We start from the raw sequence: 16,109 nt of genomic DNA on the forward strand, positions 1-16,109 counted from the left end.
GGTCGCGCGTCAACCCGTCACCGCGCCCTTGTTCGCCGGCCCCGCGAGCGCCGCGAATTTCGCCAGCACGCCGCGCGTGTACTTCGGCGCGGGCTGCTTCCACGCGGCGCGGCGGCGCGCGAGTTCGGCGTCATCCACGTTCAGTTGCAGAAGCAGCTTGTGCGCGTCGATGGTGATCGAATCGCCTTCCTGCACGAGCGCGATGGTGCCGCCCGCGAACGCTTCCGGCGCGACGTGGCCGACCACCATGCCCCAGGTGCCGCCCGAGAAACGCCCGTCGGTGATGAAGCCGACGGATTCGCCCAGCCCCTTGCCGATGATCGCCGATGTCGGCGCGAGCATCTCCGGCATGCCCGGACCGCCGACCGGCCCCAGATAGCGCAGCACGAGAATGTCGCCAGCTTTGATCTTGTCGCTGAGAATGGCGTCCATCGCGCTTTGCTCGTCGTCGAACACGCGCGCAGGACCCGTGATGACCGGATTCTTCAGGCCCGTGATCTTCGCGACCGCGCCGTCTTCCGCGAGATTCCCGCGCAGGATCGCGAGATGCCCTTCCTTGTAAAGCGCCTGCTCGATCGGGAAGATGACCTTTTGATCCGCGCGCGGCTTGCTCGGCACGTCCTTCAGTTCTTCGGCCATCGTGCGGCCGGTGATCGTGATGCAGTCGCCGTGCAAGAGACCCGCGTCGAGCAGGATCTTCAGCACTTGCGGAATGCCGCCGGCTTTGTGCAAGTCCGTCGCGACATATTGACCGGAAGGCTTCAGATCGCAGATGACCGGCACTTTCTTGCGCATGCGCTCGAAGTCGTCGATGCTCCATTCCACGTCCGCCGCGTGCGCGATGGCGAGATAGTGCAGCACGGCGTTCGTCGAGCCGCCCGTCGCCATGATGAGCGCCACCGCGTTCTCGATCGACTTCTTCGTGATGATGTCGCGCGGCTTCAGATCCCTCTTCACCGCTTCGACGAGTACGCGCGCCGATTCGGCCGCGGAATCGACCTTTTCCTGATCCGGATTCGCCATCGTCGACGAATACATCAGCGACATGCCGAGCGCCTCGAACGACGAGCTCATCGTGTTCGCCGTGTACATGCCGCCGCACGAGCCGGTCGACGGGCACGCGTTCTTCTCGACGCCCTTGAAATCCTCCTCCGACATGCGCCCCGCGGTGAACTCGCCGACCGCCTCGAAAGACGACACGATCGTCAGATCCTTGCCCTTCCAGTTGCCGGGGCGAATCGTGCCGCCATACACATAGATCGACGGCACGTTCATGCGCGCCATGCCGATCATGCCGCCCGGCATGTTCTTGTCGCAGCCGCCGATCACGACGACGCCGTCCATCCACTGGCCTTGCACGGCGGTCTCGACGCAGTCCGCGATTACCTCGCGCGACACGAGCGAGTACTTCATGCCTTCGGTGCCCATCGACATGCCGTCGGAGATCGTCGGCGTGCCGAAAATCTGCGGATTCGCATCGGATTTCCTGATCGATTCGACGGCGGCGTCCGCGAGGCGCTGCAAGCCCGCGTTGCACGGCGTGATCGTCGAGTGGCCATTGGCGACGCCGATCATCGGCTTGTCGAAGTCCTCCTCCTTGTAGCCGAGGGCGTAATACATCGAGCGATTGGGCGAGCGCGCGACGCCCTGAGTAATGTGCTTCGAGCGGCGATTGAAGGCCATGGTGTGCTCCTGAGGGGATGTTCTTGATTTGATGCAGCAAGAATGCAACCGCGCTATGTGTCTGTCCAATATATTATTCAGGGCTTACTAGGTCGCAAAACATATCAATGGAACTACGACTCCTGCGTTATTTCGTGACGGTCGCCGAAGAGATGCACTTCGGCCGTGCCGCCGCGCGCCTCGCGATGACGCAGCCGCCGCTCTCGCAGGCGATCCGCGCGCTGGAAGAATCGCTCGGCGTCGCGCTTTTCGTGCGCACGAAACGGACCGTGGAGCTGACGCCCGTCGGCAAGGATCTGTTGCCGGAAGTGCGCCGCCTGCTCGCATCCGCCGATGCGCTGCGTCCGCTCGCGCAATCGCTCGCGCGCGGCGAGGCGGGCGTGCTGTCGCTCGCGTTCGTCTCCACCGCCGATTACGGGCTTCTGCCGGCGCTGCTGCGCGATTTCGGTGCGCGTCATCCCGGCGTGCGTCTGCAACTGACCGAAGCGACGAGCGACGTGCAGATCGACGAACTCGTCGCCGGGCGCGTCGATGCGGGCCTCGTCATTCCGCCGCTGCCGCCGCGTTACGCGTCGTCGCTCGAGTATGTGCCGATCGCGCGCGAGCCGCTGATGATCGCGATGTCCGAGAAGCAGGCGCAAGAGCTGAATTCGAGCGAAGACGAACCCGTCGACCTGCACGATCTCGCCGCCGCGCCGCTCGTCGTCTTTCCGAGGCGTCTCGCGCCCGGCTTGCACGACATCATCATGGGCTGCTATGGCGCGGCCGGGCTCACGCCGCGTATCGGGCAGGAGGCGATCCAGATGCAGACCATCGTGAGCCTCGTGTCCGCCGGCATGGGCGTCGCGCTCGTGCCGCAATCGCTGCGTCATCTAAGGCGCACGGGCGTCGTGTATCGTCCGCTTCTCGATCCCGGTCCTTTCGTGGAAACGGGGCTGGTATGGCGGATCGCGGAAGTGAGTCCGGTGCTCGCCGGGTTCATCGAAATCGTCCGTTCGAGGGCCGAAAGCGCCGGTTCTGTATGATTCGCCCCTGTAGCCCGCTTAAAGATTCCCACATCAGAATGCTCATACATCCCAATTTCGATCCCATCGCGATTCATCTCGGACCGCTCGCCGTGCGCTGGTACGGCCTCATGTACCTGGTGGCGTTCGTGTCGGCCATCGTCATCGGCCGGTTGCGGCTGCGGCTGCCTTATGTCGCCGCGCAAGGCTGGACCGTGAAGGACATCGACGACATGCTGTTCTACGGCGTGCTCGGCACGATTCTGGGCGGGCGCATCGGCTACGTGCTGTTTTACAAGGCCAGTTATTACGCCGCGCATCCGCTCGATATCTTCAAGGTATGGGAAGGCGGGATGTCGTTTCACGGCGGCTTTCTCGGCGTGACGCTCGCGATGGTGCTGTTCGCGTATCACCGCAAGCGCACATGGCTGCAGGTGACGGATTTCGTCGCGCCGATGGTGCCGCTCGGTCTCGCGGCGGGGCGACTCGGCAATTTCATCAACGGCGAGCTGTGGGGCCGCGTGACGGACCCGAACGCGCCGTGGGCGATGCTCTTCCAGAACTCGACGAACGACGACGCCGTGTGGCTCTCGAAGAATCCGCAGCTCGACGCGCAGTATCACCTCACGGAAATTTTTCAGCGTTACCACATGCTGCCGCGTCATCCGTCGCAGTTGTACGAAATCGCGCTGGAAGGGCTCGTGTTGTTTATCGTGATCTGGACGTTCTCGCGCAAGCAGCGTCCGGTCGGCGCGATTTCGGCGCTGTTCCTGATCGGTTATGGACTCGCGCGCTTCACCGTGGAATTCGCGCGTGAGCCGGACGATTATCTCGGCTTGCTCGCGCTCAATCTCTCGATGGGCCAATGGCTTTCGCTGCCGATGATCGTCGCCGGCGTGGTAATGATGGTGTGGGCCTACAAGCGCAATCTGCGCCTGCCGCCCGAATCCGCAAAGGCTTGAGGAAAGAGCGGGGCGGTCGAACGCCGCCCCGCGTGAACAGCGGGAGCGACGTTTAGCGTCCCATTTGTACGGAGCCGGAAACGTCGACGGTCACCGTGGTCGTGCCGGCTTCCATCGCGATCGGGGCCATCTTCGCATCGGCGCTCATCGCGCGCGATTGCATCATCATGACGGGACGCGGCTGCGCGCCGCTCCGTCCGACATTCACTTCCCGAATCGTGAAATTGCTGTAGCCGAAGCCTTGCGCGGCGCTTTGCGCCTGCTTGCGGAACGAATCGATGGCTTGCGAGACGAGCTTTTGCTCGGCCGCGCGCTGCGCTTCGGGCGACAGCGAGAACGCGACGCTACCCACTTGCATCGACGAACTCATCTTGCCCGCGAGCTTCGATGCCGCCGCGAAGTCATGCGATTCGAGCACGACTTCCGTGCGCCCGCGCCACGCGGAAATCTTGCCGTCGCGATCCGTCGACGGATAGACGGTGAACGAGCCGCTCTTCGCGGTCACGCCGTCGACACCTTTGGCTTCGCGTAACGCGGCCTCGGCGCGCTGATTGAGCGTGCTGGTGAGCGACGACGGATCGGCCGCTTCCTGTTCGTAGAAGAGCGTGATGTTGACGACATCCTGCGGCACTTGCGCGCTCGCTTGTGCGGAGAGCGAGAGCACGCCCGAGGGCTGTGGCTGCGTCATCACCGTCTGCGCAGCGGCGGTTTGAGACAACGTAAGCGCGGCACCGGACATCGCGAGCAGGGCGAAGGCGGCGGCGGTTTTCTTATTGAGCATCGAAGGACTCCGTGACATCGCGTACGTGCGACGGGATTTAGTCGCAGTCGTGAAGTCGTAAGTTCCTTGTTAGACGAGGTGCTCGGTAATAAATCGCCATTGCGCTTCGGTCACGGGCGTGATCGAGAGCCGGTTGCCGCGCGCGAGCACTTGCATGTCGGCAAGCTCTGGATGTTCGCGCAACGCGGCGAGCGATATGAGCGGCGTCTTCTTCACGAACTTCACGTCGACGAGCATCCAGCGCGGCGTTTCCTGCGTCGATTTCGGATCGTAGTAATCGCTCTTCGGATCGAATTGCGTGGGATCCGGATACGCCGTCGAGCACACTTTCGCGATGCCCGCGATGCCCGGCTCCGGGCAGCTCGAATGATAGAAGAGCACGCCGTCGCCGATCTGCATCTGATCGCGCATGAAGTTGCGCGCCTGATAGTTGCGTACGCCCGTCCACGGCAAGGTTTTTTTCGGCGCGTGCGCGAGATGATCGATGCTCGCTTCGTCCGGTTCGGACTTCATCAGCCAGTAGCGCATGGTCGTGTGCATGAATCGAAGAGCGAACGGCAGGGACAAACGAAAACGGCATCGGAAAAACCGATGCCGTTTCTTGAATGAGGTCCCCGCCACAGCCGCTAGGCCGGCATCCTGAACCTGGGTTCAAGATTGGTCGCGGTAAGCAACACTTCGGGTACATCGGACTAGCGACGCGCGCGCCCGTGCTGCAAGGTTCCGCAACCGTGCCAATGTAGCATTGGTTCAAGGAATATATGACCTTGGCGTACCAGGCAGGGAAACGTCACTCTACACCAATCGTTTGCCTTCTGCAGCCTCTTCACGCTACTTCGGCAGTTTCTTTTTTCGATTGACATTGCGCGCTGATTGACTCGACGCGCATCTGCCTTATTGCGCTTCGTGTTGCGCAATGACCGCGCCCAATTGCTCGTTCATCGAGTGCATCGTGCGGCGGATTTCTTCGGCGGGGAAGGCCTCGCCGTGACGCACGCTGTCCTGCAGCTTAAGCAATTCCGACGCCAGCGAAAGCGCCGCCATCACCGCGATGCGATCCGTGCCGCGCACGCTGCTTGCATTGCGCACTTTGTTCATTTCGGCGTCGACGCGCGCGACGGCTTCACGCAATGCGCCTTCGGTTTCCGGCGAGCACGCGAGACGATACGGCTGCCCGAGAATGGATACTTCGATCTGCGTGGTCGTCATGCCTTCTCTCCCTGATGATGCTCGCCGTGCAATTCCGTTTCATGTGCTTCCCGGGAATCGGCTTCGAGGAGATCGAGTTGATTGTCGGACTCGGCATGTTGCGCGGACTTGCCGCGCGGCAGCTTTTCGAGAATCGCGTTCAGGCGGATTTGCGCGTCGTCGATTTTCGCGGACAGCGAATCGCGTTCGGACTGCAGCGTATCGCGCTCTTCGCGCACTTGCGCGAGCTCGGCCTGCACGTTCGCATAGTCGGCGCGCAGCTGTTCGAGTTGTTCCTGCAGCGCTTGATGCGCCTGCTTGTGGCGCTCGCTGATCTGGATCAGCCGGCCGATGTTTCCTGACAGTGATTCGAGTTCGTTGAGCATGTGCTGCGTCCTCTAAAGACCTCGCATTTTAGCGCGGTTCAACGGAGCTTCCGATAAATGTCTCGTTTCGAGACGTAACAACACGCGATCTAGCGCTTAATCCTTCGAATCAAGCGCATGTCGCGATGCATTCGTGTGCAGAAAACGCGAGCGCCCCGCAACGCTCGTGATGACAGGCCGGCCGCTTCTCTTTCGCTTCTCGTTCGATTCGTCATGCGCCGCGCCAGTCTGCCCGCGCGGTTTTCTTGACGGCCCCGAACCGCGCTCCTACACTTGCCGCACTTTTGGTGCTCGCATCCGCGGATCTCGTGGATGCAGTCAAACGGGAAACAGGGAGCGAAGTCGCCGCAATCGACGACGAGCCAACCTGTGCTGCCCCCGCAACGGTAAGCGACCGCAACGCAAGTTGCAAGTCGTCTCATGCGCGTTTTTGCCGCGCGAGCGTGTCGAAATTCGTCGCACGCGCGCGACTGCAAGAAACGTGTCGATGCCACTGCGCGCCATGCGCGGGAAGGCGAGACGATTGATCGCCAGCCCGGATACCGGCCGGAGTCCGACGCATCGGCGCGCATGGCGCGGTGCGTTCGTCGCGCATCGTCCTCGCGGGGAGCGGGGTCGCGCTCACGCGAAACGGAACACTTCACACATGGTATTGCCACTGGCCGCGCTCAGAAGCGGTCTCTCCCGTCATGGCGCGCTCGTTGCGGCCATCGGCGCCTTGCCGTTCGCCGGCGCTGCACAGGCGGCCCAGACGGAAGACAGCACGCAAACGCTTGCGCCCGTCGTCGTCACATCGACGCGCGCGCCGCAGCCGCTTGCCGAATCGATTCCGCAGACATCGCTTTTTGACGAGCAGGACATCGCCGATGCAAACGCAAGCGACGCGCTCGGACTCGTCGCGCTCGCGCCCGGCGTGCAGATCACGCGCAACGGCGGACCGGGCTCGAACTCGGGGCTTTTCATACGCGGTGCGGCGTCGTCGCAATCGCTCGTGCTGATCGACGGCGTGCGCGTCGAATCGGCGTCGCTCGGCGCGGCACAGCTATCGCAATTGATGCTCGACCAGATCGGGCGCGTCGAGGTCGTGAACGGCAACGTGTCGGCACTCTATGGATCGAATGCGATTGGCGGCGTCGTGCAGATCTTCACGAAGGAAGGCGAGGCGCATCCGCCGCGCTTCAACTTCGAGGCGGAGTACGGCAGCTATCACACGCAGCGGCAATCGGCGGGCGTGAGCGGCGCGCTCGACAAGGACGGCCGCACGACCTTCAGCGTGAACGTCTCGCGCGAGAAAACCGACGGCTTCTCGTCGATCGATCCGGGAATCGCGCCCGGCGCCAATCCGAACGCGAACGGCTATCTGAACGAGAGCGTCGCGGCGACGCTGCGTCACGAGTTCAGCGACAAGTGGGACGCGGGCGTGCGCTTCCTGCAATCGAACGGCATCAACAGTTTCGACGATGCCTATGGCCAGCCGACCGATATCAACGAAACGCACGATCGCGTGCGCTCGGCGTCGGTGTTCGCGAACGGCCGCGTCACGGATAACTGGACGACGCACTTCACGATCGCGCAGGGACAGGACCGCGCGAACATCGAGCAGAACGGCGTCTATACGAGCCGTTTCGATTCGGAGAACCGGCAATATACGTGGCAGAACGACGTGCGGATCAGCGACGCGCACAAGCTGCTCTTCGGCTACGAGCATCTCGATCAGACGCTCGATTCCGATCAGTTCAGCGCGCCCGACCGTCATGTGAATTCGATGTTCGCGGGTTACGTGGGGCACATCGGCGCGAACGAGTTGCAGGCGAATCTGCGCCGCGATCAGTATTCCGATTTCGGCGGCGCGAACAGCTACTATCTGGGCTACGCGTATAACTTCGACGCGCACTGGAAGGCGAGCGCGAGCTATTCGGCCTCGTTTCGCGCGCCGAGCTTCGACGATCTCTACTATCCGCTGAGCGGTAATCCGTCGATTCAGCCGGAGCGGAGTCATTCGGTCGAGGCGGCGTTGCAGTACGCATCGAATGCGCTCGGCGTGGTGCGCGTGACGCTTTTTCAGACGCGCTATTCGAATTTGATCGATTACGTGTCCGACGGCGGCTTCTACTATGTCGCGCAGAACGTCGGGCGCGCGAAGGTGCAGGGCATCGAGGGATCGTGGGCGGGGCACGTCGGCGCAACGGATGTGCGCACGGGCGTCACGTTCCAGAATCCCGTCGACGAAACGAATCACGAGGATTTGACGCGGCGCGCGCGGCATTTCGCGACGCTGACGGCGCATCGCACGATCGGGCCGTGGCGCGTCGGTGGCGAATGGATCGTGAGCGGTCAACGCAGCGATTACAATTCGACGCTCGCGGGCTACGGCATCGTGAATCTGTCGGCGCGCTACGACATCTCGAAGTCGTGGTACGTCACGGCGCGCATCGACAACCTGTTCGACAAGGACTATGAACTTGCCTACTCGTACAACACGCCACGACGCGGCGCGTACATCACGTTGGGCTGGCATCCGTCGTGAGCCGCGTGGCTGAACGTCCGCGCGCGATGGACGCGAGCCGCGCCACCGCGATCTGGATCGCGCTCGGCGCAGCGACGCTCGTCGTGCTGGTCGCGTCGCTCGCGATGGGCAGCGTCGCATTGCCCGTATCGCGCGCGATCGGCGCGCTCTTTCACGCGCACTCGGCGACGCCCGATATCGCCGATGACATCGTGCTGACCTTGCGTCTGCCGCGCGCGCTCGCGGGCTTCGCGTCGGGCGCATTGCTCGCGTTCGCCGGCGCGCTGCTGCAAGTGCTGTTGCGCAATCCGCTGGCGGAACCGTACGTGCTCGGCGTATCCGGCGGCGCGGCAACCTTCGCGCTTGCCGCGATGCTCGGGTCGCTGCCGTGGTGGGGCGTCGATATCGCGGCTTGCGCGGGCGCGTTCGCATCGATCGTACTGGTCCTCGGACTCGCGCGCAAGGACTTGTGGCAAAGCGGACAGGACGCATCGCCGAGGCTCTTGCTGACGGGTGTCGTGATCGCATCGGGATGGGGCGCGCTCATCACGCTGATCCTGAGCGTCGCGCCCGAGAACCGTTTGCGCGGCATGATCTTCTGGCTGACGGGCGATCTCAACGGCGCGGCGGCGCCATGGCCCGCGCTGATCGCGCTCGCCGTCGTGCTCGCGGTCATCGTTCCCGTCGCACCGCAACTGAACGTGCTCTTGCGCGGCGATACGACCGCGCGCGCGCTCGGCGTGCCGGTCGAGCGCTTGCGTCTGCGCGTGTATCTCGTCGCATCGATCGCGGCGGCGGCCGCCGTGACGACGGCGGGCACCATCGGCTTCGTCGGGCTCGTCGTGCCGCATCTGTTGCGCCTCGCGTTCGGCAACGATCAGCGCATGCTCGTGCCCGCCGCCGCGCTCGCGGGCGGACTCGCGGTGATGGCCGCCGATCTCGTCGCGCGCACGGTGATCGCGCCCGCGCAATTGCCGGTCGGCGTCGTCACGGCATTGATCGGCGTCCCGATGTTCCTGTGGATGCTGCTGCGGAGGCCGCGATGATTTTGCGGCTCGACGCCATCGTGCTTCGCGCGGATAAGCGCACGCTCATCGACGGGCTCACGCAGTCGATCGAAGCGGGCGAAATGTGGTGCATCGCCGGGCCGAACGGCGCGGGCAAGACGACGCTCATCAACGTGCTCGCCGGGATTGCGAAAGCCGCATCGGGCAGCGTGTCGCTCGACGGCCGCGCGCTCGCGTCATGGCGCGCGACGGAACTCGCGCGCGCACGCGCTTTGATGCCGCAAGCCGCGCACGACGCCTTCAGCGCGAGCGTGCTCGATACCGTGCTGCTCAACCGCTTTCCGCATCTCACCGGCTGGGGCTGGGAGAGCGACGAGGATCGCGCCGCCGCGTACGCCGCGCTCGAAACGTTGGGTCTCGCATCGTTCGCGTCGCGCGACGTGCTGACGCTTTCCGGCGGCGAACGCCAGCGTGTCGCGCTCGCCGCCGTGCTGTGCCAGAACGCGCCGCTGCTGTTGCTCGACGAACCGCTTTCGCATCTCGACCTGCATCATCAGATCGATTGCCTGCACGCGTTGCGCGACGCGGCGCGCGCGCACAAGCGCACCGTAATCTTCTCGTGCCACGATCTGAATCTCGCGCGCCGTTTCGCGACACACGCGCTTCTGCTCGACGGCAACGGCGGCGCTCATGCGGGACTCGTCGCCGACGTGCTCACGGCCGAACGCGCGAGCGCCGCATTCGGCTATCCGCTCGCGTTGATTCGCGATGGCGAGCACGAAGCGCTCGTGCCTTCCATCCCTCGCTCATGAAAGGAATTCCGATGTCCACGAATAACGGCATCCCGATGCCCCGCGCGCTCGACCGCGCCATCGAAGGCGAACTGCGCCGCATCATCGACACGAAGACGAAGCCGCCCGGCAGTCTCGGGCGGCTCGAAGACATCGCGCTGCAAATGGGCCTGATTCAACGCACGGCGAAGCCGCGCATCGAGCGTCCCGCGATGATCGTCTTCGCGGGCGATCACGGCATCGCGAAAGAGGGCGTGAGCTCGTATCCGCAGGAAGTGACCGCGCAGATGGTCGCGAATTTTCTGGCGGGCGGCGCTGCGATCAACGCGCTGTCGCGCTCGGTCGGCATGACGCTCGAAGTCGTCGATGCGGGCGTCGCGACGCCGATTCCCATCGATCATGGATACGAGCGTCTGTCGCTCGGGCTCGGCACGCGCAACTTCGCGCACGAACGCGCGATGTCGCGCGAGACCGCGCTCGAAGGCATCGCGCGGGGCGGGGCGCGCGTGCGGCATCACGCGTCGCTCGGCACGAACGTGATCGGCTTCGGCGAAATGGGCATCGCGAATACGTCGGCGGCGGCATGTCTGATGAGCCGTCTGTGCGTTCTTTCGATCGACGAATGCGTCGGGCGCGGCACCGGTCTCGACGAGCGAGGACTCGCGCACAAGCGCGAGGTGCTGTCTAAAGCGCTCGCGCTGCATCGCGATGAAGGCGATGCGATCGACACGCTCGCGACCTTCGGCGGCTTCGAAATCGCGATGATGACGGGCGCGTATCTCGCCGCCGCGTGCGCGGGCATGACGATACTCGTCGATGGTTTCATCGCGACTTCCGCGTTGCTGGTTGCATCGAAGATCGCGCCTGACGTGCTCGACTATTGCGTGTTCGCGCATGCATCGAACGAGACGGGGCATCGCCGGATGCTCGCGCATTTCGGTGCCGCGCCGCTGCTGCAACTCGAGTTGCGTCTGGGCGAAGGCACGGGCGCGGCGCTCGCGTTGCCGATCCTGCGCGCGGCCGTCGCGTTCGTCGACGAAATGGCGAGCTTCGAGTCGGCGGGCGTCTCGAATAAAGCCGACTGAGATGCGCCCGCTCGACGAACTGCGCTATTTCTTCACCGCGCTCGGCTATTTCACGCGCGTGCCGGTGCCGCGCTGGGTCGGCTTCGAGCGCGACTATCTGAACGCGGCGGCGCGCTATTTTCCGCTCGTCGGCGCGATGGTCGGCGGCGTCGCGGCGCTGGTGTATCTCGCGGCGTTGCGCGTGTTTCCGGCGGGCATCGCGGTGCTGCTTTCGATGGCCGCGACGCTCGTCTTGACCGGCGCGTTTCACGAAGACGGACTCGCCGATTGCGTCGATGCCTTCGGCGGCGCATACACGCGCGAGGACGCGTTACGCATCATGCACGACTCGCGCATCGGCGCGTTCGGCGCGATTGCGTTGATGATCGCGCTCGCGCTGAAATGGCAGACGCTCGCCGCATTGCCGCCGCAACGCGTCGCGTGGACGATGATCGCCGCGCACGCCGCGAGCCGCGCGTTCGCAATCAGCTATCTCGTCACGCTCGATTACGTGCGCGCCGAAGGCAAGGCGAAGCCGGTCGCGCAGCGCATGAGCGTGTCGTCGTTCGCGCTGGCGCTCGCGTTCGGCCTGCCGTGGCTCTTCGTGACCGACTGGAAGCTCGCGTGCGTGACGATCGTCGCGCTGATCGTTCTGCGCTTGTTCATCGGACGGTACTTCGTCCGGCGCATCGGCGGTTACACGGGCGATTGCCTCGGTTTCGCGCAGCAAGTGTTCGAGATCGCGATCTATCTCATAGGGCTCGCATGGATCTCGTCCTGATCCGGCATCCGGAAGTCGCCGTCGATGCGGGCGTTTGCTACGGGCAAACCGATGTGCCTTTGCAGCGCGATGCGCGCGAATCGGCGAGCGCGTTGACGGCGCGCATGAAGGCGCTGAACGTGCCCCCATGCGTCGATGGATGGCACGCGAGTCCGCTCGTGCGTTGCGCTTCGATCGCGCGTGCGCTGGGCGGCGACGTTCATCCCGACGCACGTCTGGCCGAGATGCACTTCGGCGCGTGGGAAGGGCGCGCGTGGGACGCGATCGATCGCGCGCTGATCGATGCATGGGCCGACGATATCGCCCATGCTCGTCCGCACGGCGGCGAGAGTCTCGCGCAGTTCGCGCATCGCGTGATCGCGTGGTTCGATGCGACGTGTGTCGATGAACGGGCCGTGCATGTCGTCGCGCATGCGGGCGTCGTGCGCGTGCTTGCTGCGCATCTGCTCGGCGTCGCGCGTGAATCGGCGTTGCAATGGCCGCTCGATTTCGGCGGGATCGCGTGGTTCAGGCGCGTGCGCGGGCAGTGGCTGCTTGTGCGGTGGAACGCCTGACTACTTCGTCCTCCGCTCGCGCGCGATTTCCAAATCGCGGCACAGCTCATCCGCGCCCAGCGCAAGCCGCGGCGTCGGCCGATTGATCAGATCGCCGTCGATGCCGAAAAGATTGCCGCGCGCCACCGCCGTCATCGATGTCCAGCGCCGCCATCTTTCGAGCGCGGGCAACGGGCGATCGGGCTTCGTCGCGCCGGGCGTCGCCGTGACGATCGCTTCCGGATTCGCCGCGAGCACGGCTTCGGTCGATATCGTCGGCACGCGCGGTTTCTCGGCTGCGAACACGTTCGCGCCGCCGCACAAGCCGATCACTTCGTCGAAAACGTTGTCGCGATTGAGCGTCATCAACGGATCGTCCCACACCTGATAGAACACGCTCACGCGCGGCCGTTCCGCGTAACGCGCACGCAATCGCGCAATCTCGCGCATGAAGGCATCGGACGCGGCGCGTGCCTCATTCTGCGTGCCGAGCAGCGCGCCCAGCTTGCCGATGCTCGCCGCGATATCGTCGAGATGCTTCGGCTCGCTGAAATAGATCGGCACGCCGAGCGCCTGCAGTCGATCCGTCTGACGCGCCGCATTTCCATGCCGCCACACGACGATCAGATCCGGATGCAACGCGACGATGCGTTCGAGATCGAGCGCCTTGTTGTCGCCGACGCGGGCAATCGCCTGCGCCTCTTTCGGATAATCGCTATACGTGACAGCGCCGACGACGCGCGCGCCGCCGCCCGCCGCGAACAGCAACTCGGTCACATGCGGCGCGAGACTGACGACACGTTCGGCGGGCTTCGCGAGCGTGACGGACGCGCCGCTGTCATCGACGACGGTGATCGCATGCGCTTGCGTCACCGCGAAGCCGATCAGCAGGGCAATCGCACGGCGCAACCTCACGCGCAAATCTCCCGCAGCGCGAGCGACAGGCGCGCCCAGTCGCCTTCCGCGCCTGGCAATCCGATGCGCAGGCTCGGCGTCATGCCGGGCAGATCGAAAAGACGCGTCCAGATGCCGCGCAACGCGAGCGCGTGTTGCAGTTCGGGCGCTTTCGTCGTCGCTGTCCACGCGAAAAGCGGCGTCGCGCGCACGTCGAAACCGTAGATCGCGATCGATGCGGCAAGGCGCGCGCCATCGCGATGCAGACGCTCGCGCATTTCGCGCTGCCACGCGATATCGGCGAAAGCGGCGGCGACCGCATGTCGCGCCGGGCCGCTCACGGTCCATGCGCCGAGCGCGTCGCGCAACGCGTCGGCGAGCGCGGGCGCGGCCAGCACGAAACCCGCGCGAATGCCCGCGAGCCCGAAAAACTTGCCGACCGAGCGCAGCACGACGAGCCCGTCGTGCGCCGTCTCGCTCGCCAGCGACGATGCGGGATCGGCGTCGGCGAACGCTTCATCGACGATCAGCGTGCCGCCGCGCGAGGCGAGCTGTTCGTGCCAGGAAAGCAGCGTGTCGGGCGCGACGCGCTCGGCCGTCGGATTGTTCGGATTGGCGACGATGACGTGATCGAACGTATCGGGCAAATCGTGCTTCGTGATGTCGAGCGTGGCGATCGCGTGGCCCGCGCGTGCGAACGCGGGCGCGTATTCTCCGTACGTGAGCGGCGCGACGGCCGCCGTGCCGCGGCGCAAAAGCGCGGGCAACGCGCGTATCGCCGCCTGCGATCCCGCCACCGGCAACGCGAGCGGCGCGCCGTAGTAGCGCTCGGCGTCTTCGGCGAGGCCGTCGTCGTCTTCGGGCAGGCGCCGCCACGCATCGGGCGCGACGGGCGGCACCGGATAGCCGTGCGGATTGATGCCGGTCGACAGATCGAGCCAGTCATCGAGAGATATCGCGTAGCGGCGCGCGGCCTCGCGCAGATTGCCGCCGTGCCGGATGGATTGCGTCATGTCAGTCAGTCACTCGTCGTTACGCTCAGAACCGCGATCATCAATAGCACCGCGAGCCACATCAATGTCGCGCGCTCGACGAGCCGCAACGCCGCGACGACATGCTTCGCCGTCGCCGGATGGCCCGCGCCGAGCGTCGGACGCGTTTCGAGCACGCCGTGATACACCGCCGCGCCGCCGATCAGCACGTTGAGACTGCCGGCGCCCGAGGCCATCACCGGCCCCGCGTTCGGGCTGTCCCACGAGCGCGCCTGCGTGCGCCAGCAGTGCCACGCCATGTGGGTGTCGCCGGCGAGCGCGTAGGTCGCGGCCGTGAGGCGCGCGGGGATGAAGTTGAGCACATCGTCGAAGCGCGCGGCCGCCCAGCCGAAACGCAGAAAGCGCGGCGTGCGATAACCCCACATCGCGTCGAGCGTGTTGGCGAGGCGGAACATCAGCGCGCCGGGGCCGCCCGCGACCGCGAACCAGAAGAGCGCGCCGAAGATCGCATCGTTGCCGTTTTCCAGCGCCGATTCGACCGCCGCGCGCGAGAGCGCGTTTTCATCGGCTTGGGATGTATCGCGCGACACGATGCGCGACGTCAGCACGCGCGCGTGATCGATATCGCCGAAACTCAACGCGCGAGCGATCGGCGCGATGTGCTGGCGCAGGCTTTTCGCGCCGAGCGCGAACCAAAGCAGCAGAACATGCACGAGACACGCATACGCGAACGGCAGCGCGCCGACCAGAAACCACGCGATGCCGACCGGCGGCGCGACCAGCGCGAACCACGCGAGGATGCCCGCCGGCCGCGCGCGAAAGCCGGTGTTCACGCGCGCTTCGAGCTTCGTCGCGAGATTGCCGAAGCCGACGAGCGGATGCCGCGCGCGCGGCTCGCCGAAGATGCGATCGACGATCACGCCGAGCACGGCGAGAAGCGCCATTGCGTAGGCGGAAAGAAGGAGCATCGCGCTAACCCTTGAGCGCGAGCGGAAGGCCCGCGACCATCAGCGTCGCGCGTGTGCTCGCGGCCGCGACGCGCTGATTCAGCCGGCCGAGTTCATCGACATAAAGACGCGTGACGGAGCCGAGCGGCACGACGCCCAGCCCGATTTCGTTGCTCACGACGATCACTTTGCCTTTCGTCTGCCCGAGCGCCGCGTCGAATTGCGCGAAGGCATCGCGGGCGCTGTCGGGCAGAACGGCGATTTCGTCGCTCATCGCTTCTTTCGAGAAAAGCAGATTCGCGAGCCACAGCGTCAGGCAGTCGATCAGCACGCAATGTCCCGCGCGATCCGCTTCGCGCAGCGCGCCCGCGAGATCGAGCGGCGCTTCGACGAGCGCCCAGTGTGCGGGCCGGCGCCCGCGATGCAGCTTCACGCGTTCGGCGAACTCCGCGTCGCCGACGCGCGCAGTCGCGATATACGTCACGGGCAGGCCGCTTTCGGCGGCGAGCCGTTCGGCGTGCGCGCTCTTGCCGGAGCGTGCGCCGCCGAGGATGAAAGTGAGGTCGGGGGTCATCGCGATATTGTACTGA

Annotated in this window: 17 protein-coding genes, 1 other RNA gene and 1 riboswitch; of the genes, 8 read left to right on the top strand and 10 right to left on the bottom strand. The window is 65.1% G+C overall.

All coding sequences use genetic code 11. The annotated features are described in order from the left end of the window. Positions 1-9: 9 nt before the first annotated feature. Positions 10-1,683, bottom strand: a complete 1,674-nt coding sequence (ilvD, locus tag NCT05_RS04215; RefSeq protein ID WP_008351111.1) for a dihydroxy-acid dehydratase — start codon at positions 1,681-1,683, stop codon at positions 10-12. Between the two features lie 107 nt (positions 1,684-1,790). Here ilvD and NCT05_RS04220 point away from each other — a divergent pair, with 107 nt between their 5' ends. Beyond that, complete coding sequence (locus tag NCT05_RS04220) at positions 1,791-2,708, top strand: LysR family transcriptional regulator (RefSeq protein ID WP_244807760.1); 918 nt, start codon at positions 1,791-1,793, stop codon at positions 2,706-2,708. 38 nt (positions 2,709-2,746) lie between these two features. Beyond that, positions 2,747-3,649, top strand: a complete 903-nt coding sequence (lgt, locus tag NCT05_RS04225; RefSeq protein ID WP_008351107.1) for a prolipoprotein diacylglyceryl transferase — start codon at positions 2,747-2,749, stop codon at positions 3,647-3,649. Positions 3,650-3,701: 52 nt separating this feature from the next. Here the strand turns inward: lgt and NCT05_RS04230 are convergent, their stop codons facing one another. From NCT05_RS04230 to NCT05_RS04250, 5 genes are all read right to left on the bottom strand, one after another. Further along, the gene (locus NCT05_RS04230) at positions 3,702-4,430 is read right to left on the bottom strand and encodes an SIMPL domain-containing protein (RefSeq protein WP_034472932.1); all 729 of its coding nucleotides are present in this window, start codon (positions 4,428-4,430) and stop codon (positions 3,702-3,704) included. Positions 4,431-4,499: 69 nt separating this feature from the next. Next, the gene (locus NCT05_RS04235; RefSeq protein ID WP_008351103.1) at positions 4,500-4,958 is read right to left on the bottom strand and encodes an EVE domain-containing protein; all 459 of its coding nucleotides are present in this window, start codon (positions 4,956-4,958) and stop codon (positions 4,500-4,502) included. A gap of 79 nt (positions 4,959-5,037) precedes the next feature. Next, a non-coding RNA gene (ssrS, locus tag NCT05_RS04240) (6S RNA) lies at positions 5,038-5,219 on the bottom strand. Between the two features lie 105 nt (positions 5,220-5,324). Next, the gene (locus tag NCT05_RS04245) at positions 5,325-5,639 is read right to left on the bottom strand and encodes a cell division protein ZapA (RefSeq protein ID WP_008351102.1); all 315 of its coding nucleotides are present in this window, start codon (positions 5,637-5,639) and stop codon (positions 5,325-5,327) included. Next, positions 5,636-6,004, bottom strand: coding sequence for an ATPase (locus NCT05_RS04250; RefSeq protein WP_008351100.1), 369 nt, complete (start codon positions 6,002-6,004; stop codon positions 5,636-5,638). Before NCT05_RS04250 ends, NCT05_RS04245 begins: the two co-directional genes overlap by 4 nt. Before the next feature lie 267 nt (positions 6,005-6,271). Further along, positions 6,272-6,569, top strand: a riboswitch (cobalamin riboswitch). Positions 6,570-6,650: 81 nt separating this feature from the next. Here NCT05_RS04250 and NCT05_RS04255 point away from each other — a divergent pair. From NCT05_RS04255 to NCT05_RS04280, 6 genes are read left to right on the top strand one after another with little or no spacing between them, the layout of a single operon-like run. After that, positions 6,651-8,531: a TonB-dependent receptor domain-containing protein gene (locus NCT05_RS04255; protein ID WP_250501794.1), complete on the top strand. Its 1,881-nt coding sequence runs from the start codon at positions 6,651-6,653 to the stop codon at positions 8,529-8,531. Beyond that, positions 8,528-9,556: a FecCD family ABC transporter permease gene (locus NCT05_RS04260; RefSeq protein ID WP_008351096.1), complete on the top strand. Its 1,029-nt coding sequence runs from the start codon at positions 8,528-8,530 to the stop codon at positions 9,554-9,556. The genes NCT05_RS04255 and NCT05_RS04260 overlap by 4 nt, the downstream gene beginning before the upstream one ends. Continuing rightward, complete coding sequence (locus tag NCT05_RS04265; protein ID WP_250501795.1) at positions 9,553-10,329, top strand: ABC transporter ATP-binding protein; 777 nt, start codon at positions 9,553-9,555, stop codon at positions 10,327-10,329. Before NCT05_RS04260 ends, NCT05_RS04265 begins: the two co-directional genes overlap by 4 nt. A gap of 11 nt (positions 10,330-10,340) precedes the next feature. After that, the gene (gene cobT, locus NCT05_RS04270; RefSeq protein WP_250501796.1) at positions 10,341-11,393 is read left to right on the top strand and encodes a nicotinate-nucleotide--dimethylbenzimidazole phosphoribosyltransferase; all 1,053 of its coding nucleotides are present in this window, start codon (positions 10,341-10,343) and stop codon (positions 11,391-11,393) included. Position 11,394: 1 nt separating this feature from the next. Beyond that, a complete protein-coding gene (locus NCT05_RS04275; RefSeq protein WP_244807765.1) occupies positions 11,395-12,153 on the top strand; it encodes an adenosylcobinamide-GDP ribazoletransferase in 759 nt (252 codons plus the stop codon). Further along, complete coding sequence (locus NCT05_RS04280; protein ID WP_008351088.1) at positions 12,138-12,707, top strand: histidine phosphatase family protein; 570 nt, start codon at positions 12,138-12,140, stop codon at positions 12,705-12,707. The genes NCT05_RS04275 and NCT05_RS04280 overlap by 16 nt, the downstream gene beginning before the upstream one ends. On the opposite strand, the gene NCT05_RS04285 is transcribed toward NCT05_RS04280, so the two are convergent. Genes NCT05_RS04285 through cobU form a run of 4 tightly spaced genes read right to left on the bottom strand, consistent with a single transcriptional unit; the run spans position 12,708 to position 16,093 of the window. Continuing rightward, entirely contained in the window at positions 12,708-13,601 is an 894-nt protein-coding gene (locus NCT05_RS04285; protein WP_250501797.1) for a cobalamin-binding protein, read from the bottom strand. It abuts the gene before it with no gap. Continuing rightward, positions 13,598-14,593: a threonine-phosphate decarboxylase CobD gene (gene cobD / locus NCT05_RS04290; RefSeq protein ID WP_250501798.1), complete on the bottom strand. Its 996-nt coding sequence runs from the start codon at positions 14,591-14,593 to the stop codon at positions 13,598-13,600. The genes NCT05_RS04285 and cobD overlap by 4 nt, the downstream gene beginning before the upstream one ends. A gap of 5 nt (positions 14,594-14,598) precedes the next feature. Further along, complete coding sequence (gene cbiB, locus NCT05_RS04295) at positions 14,599-15,540, bottom strand: adenosylcobinamide-phosphate synthase CbiB (protein ID WP_250501799.1); 942 nt, start codon at positions 15,538-15,540, stop codon at positions 14,599-14,601. A gap of 4 nt (positions 15,541-15,544) precedes the next feature. Continuing rightward, positions 15,545-16,093: a bifunctional adenosylcobinamide kinase/adenosylcobinamide-phosphate guanylyltransferase gene (cobU, locus tag NCT05_RS04300; RefSeq protein WP_250458220.1), complete on the bottom strand. Its 549-nt coding sequence runs from the start codon at positions 16,091-16,093 to the stop codon at positions 15,545-15,547. Positions 16,094-16,109 lie beyond the last annotated feature (16 nt).

This window comes from Caballeronia sp. AZ7_KS35 (genome assembly GCF_023631045.1).
Lineage (GTDB): Bacteria > Pseudomonadota > Gammaproteobacteria > Burkholderiales > Burkholderiaceae > Caballeronia > Caballeronia zhejiangensis.

Bases quoted from the DNA above. Each gene is read 5' to 3' on its own strand.
- ilvD (WP_008351111.1), bottom strand. From the start codon at position 1,683: ATGGCCTTCAATCGCCGCTCGAAGCACATTACTCAGGGCGTCGCGCGC.
- NCT05_RS04220 (WP_244807760.1), top strand. From the start codon at position 1,791: ATGGAACTACGACTCCTGCGTTATTTCGTGACGGTCGCCGAAGAGATG.
- lgt (WP_008351107.1), top strand. From the start codon at position 2,747: ATGCTCATACATCCCAATTTCGATCCCATCGCGATTCATCTCGGACCG.
- NCT05_RS04230 (WP_034472932.1), bottom strand. From the start codon at position 4,430: ATGCTCAATAAGAAAACCGCCGCCGCCTTCGCCCTGCTCGCGATGTCC.
- NCT05_RS04235 (WP_008351103.1), bottom strand. From the start codon at position 4,958: ATGCGCTACTGGCTGATGAAGTCCGAACCGGACGAAGCGAGCATCGAT.
- NCT05_RS04245 (WP_008351102.1), bottom strand. From the start codon at position 5,639: ATGACGACCACGCAGATCGAAGTATCCATTCTCGGGCAGCCGTATCGT.
- NCT05_RS04250 (WP_008351100.1), bottom strand. From the start codon at position 6,004: ATGCTCAACGAACTCGAATCACTGTCAGGAAACATCGGCCGGCTGATC.
- NCT05_RS04255 (WP_250501794.1), top strand. From the start codon at position 6,651: ATGGTATTGCCACTGGCCGCGCTCAGAAGCGGTCTCTCCCGTCATGGC.
- NCT05_RS04265 (WP_250501795.1), top strand. From the start codon at position 9,553: ATGATTTTGCGGCTCGACGCCATCGTGCTTCGCGCGGATAAGCGCACG.
- cobT (WP_250501796.1), top strand. From the start codon at position 10,341: ATGTCCACGAATAACGGCATCCCGATGCCCCGCGCGCTCGACCGCGCC.
- NCT05_RS04275 (WP_244807765.1), top strand. From the start codon at position 11,395: ATGCGCCCGCTCGACGAACTGCGCTATTTCTTCACCGCGCTCGGCTAT.
- NCT05_RS04280 (WP_008351088.1), top strand. From the start codon at position 12,138: ATGGATCTCGTCCTGATCCGGCATCCGGAAGTCGCCGTCGATGCGGGC.
- cobD (WP_250501798.1), bottom strand. From the start codon at position 14,593: ATGACGCAATCCATCCGGCACGGCGGCAATCTGCGCGAGGCCGCGCGC.
- cbiB (WP_250501799.1), bottom strand. From the start codon at position 15,540: ATGCTCCTTCTTTCCGCCTACGCAATGGCGCTTCTCGCCGTGCTCGGC.
- cobU (WP_250458220.1), bottom strand. From the start codon at position 16,093: ATGACCCCCGACCTCACTTTCATCCTCGGCGGCGCACGCTCCGGCAAG.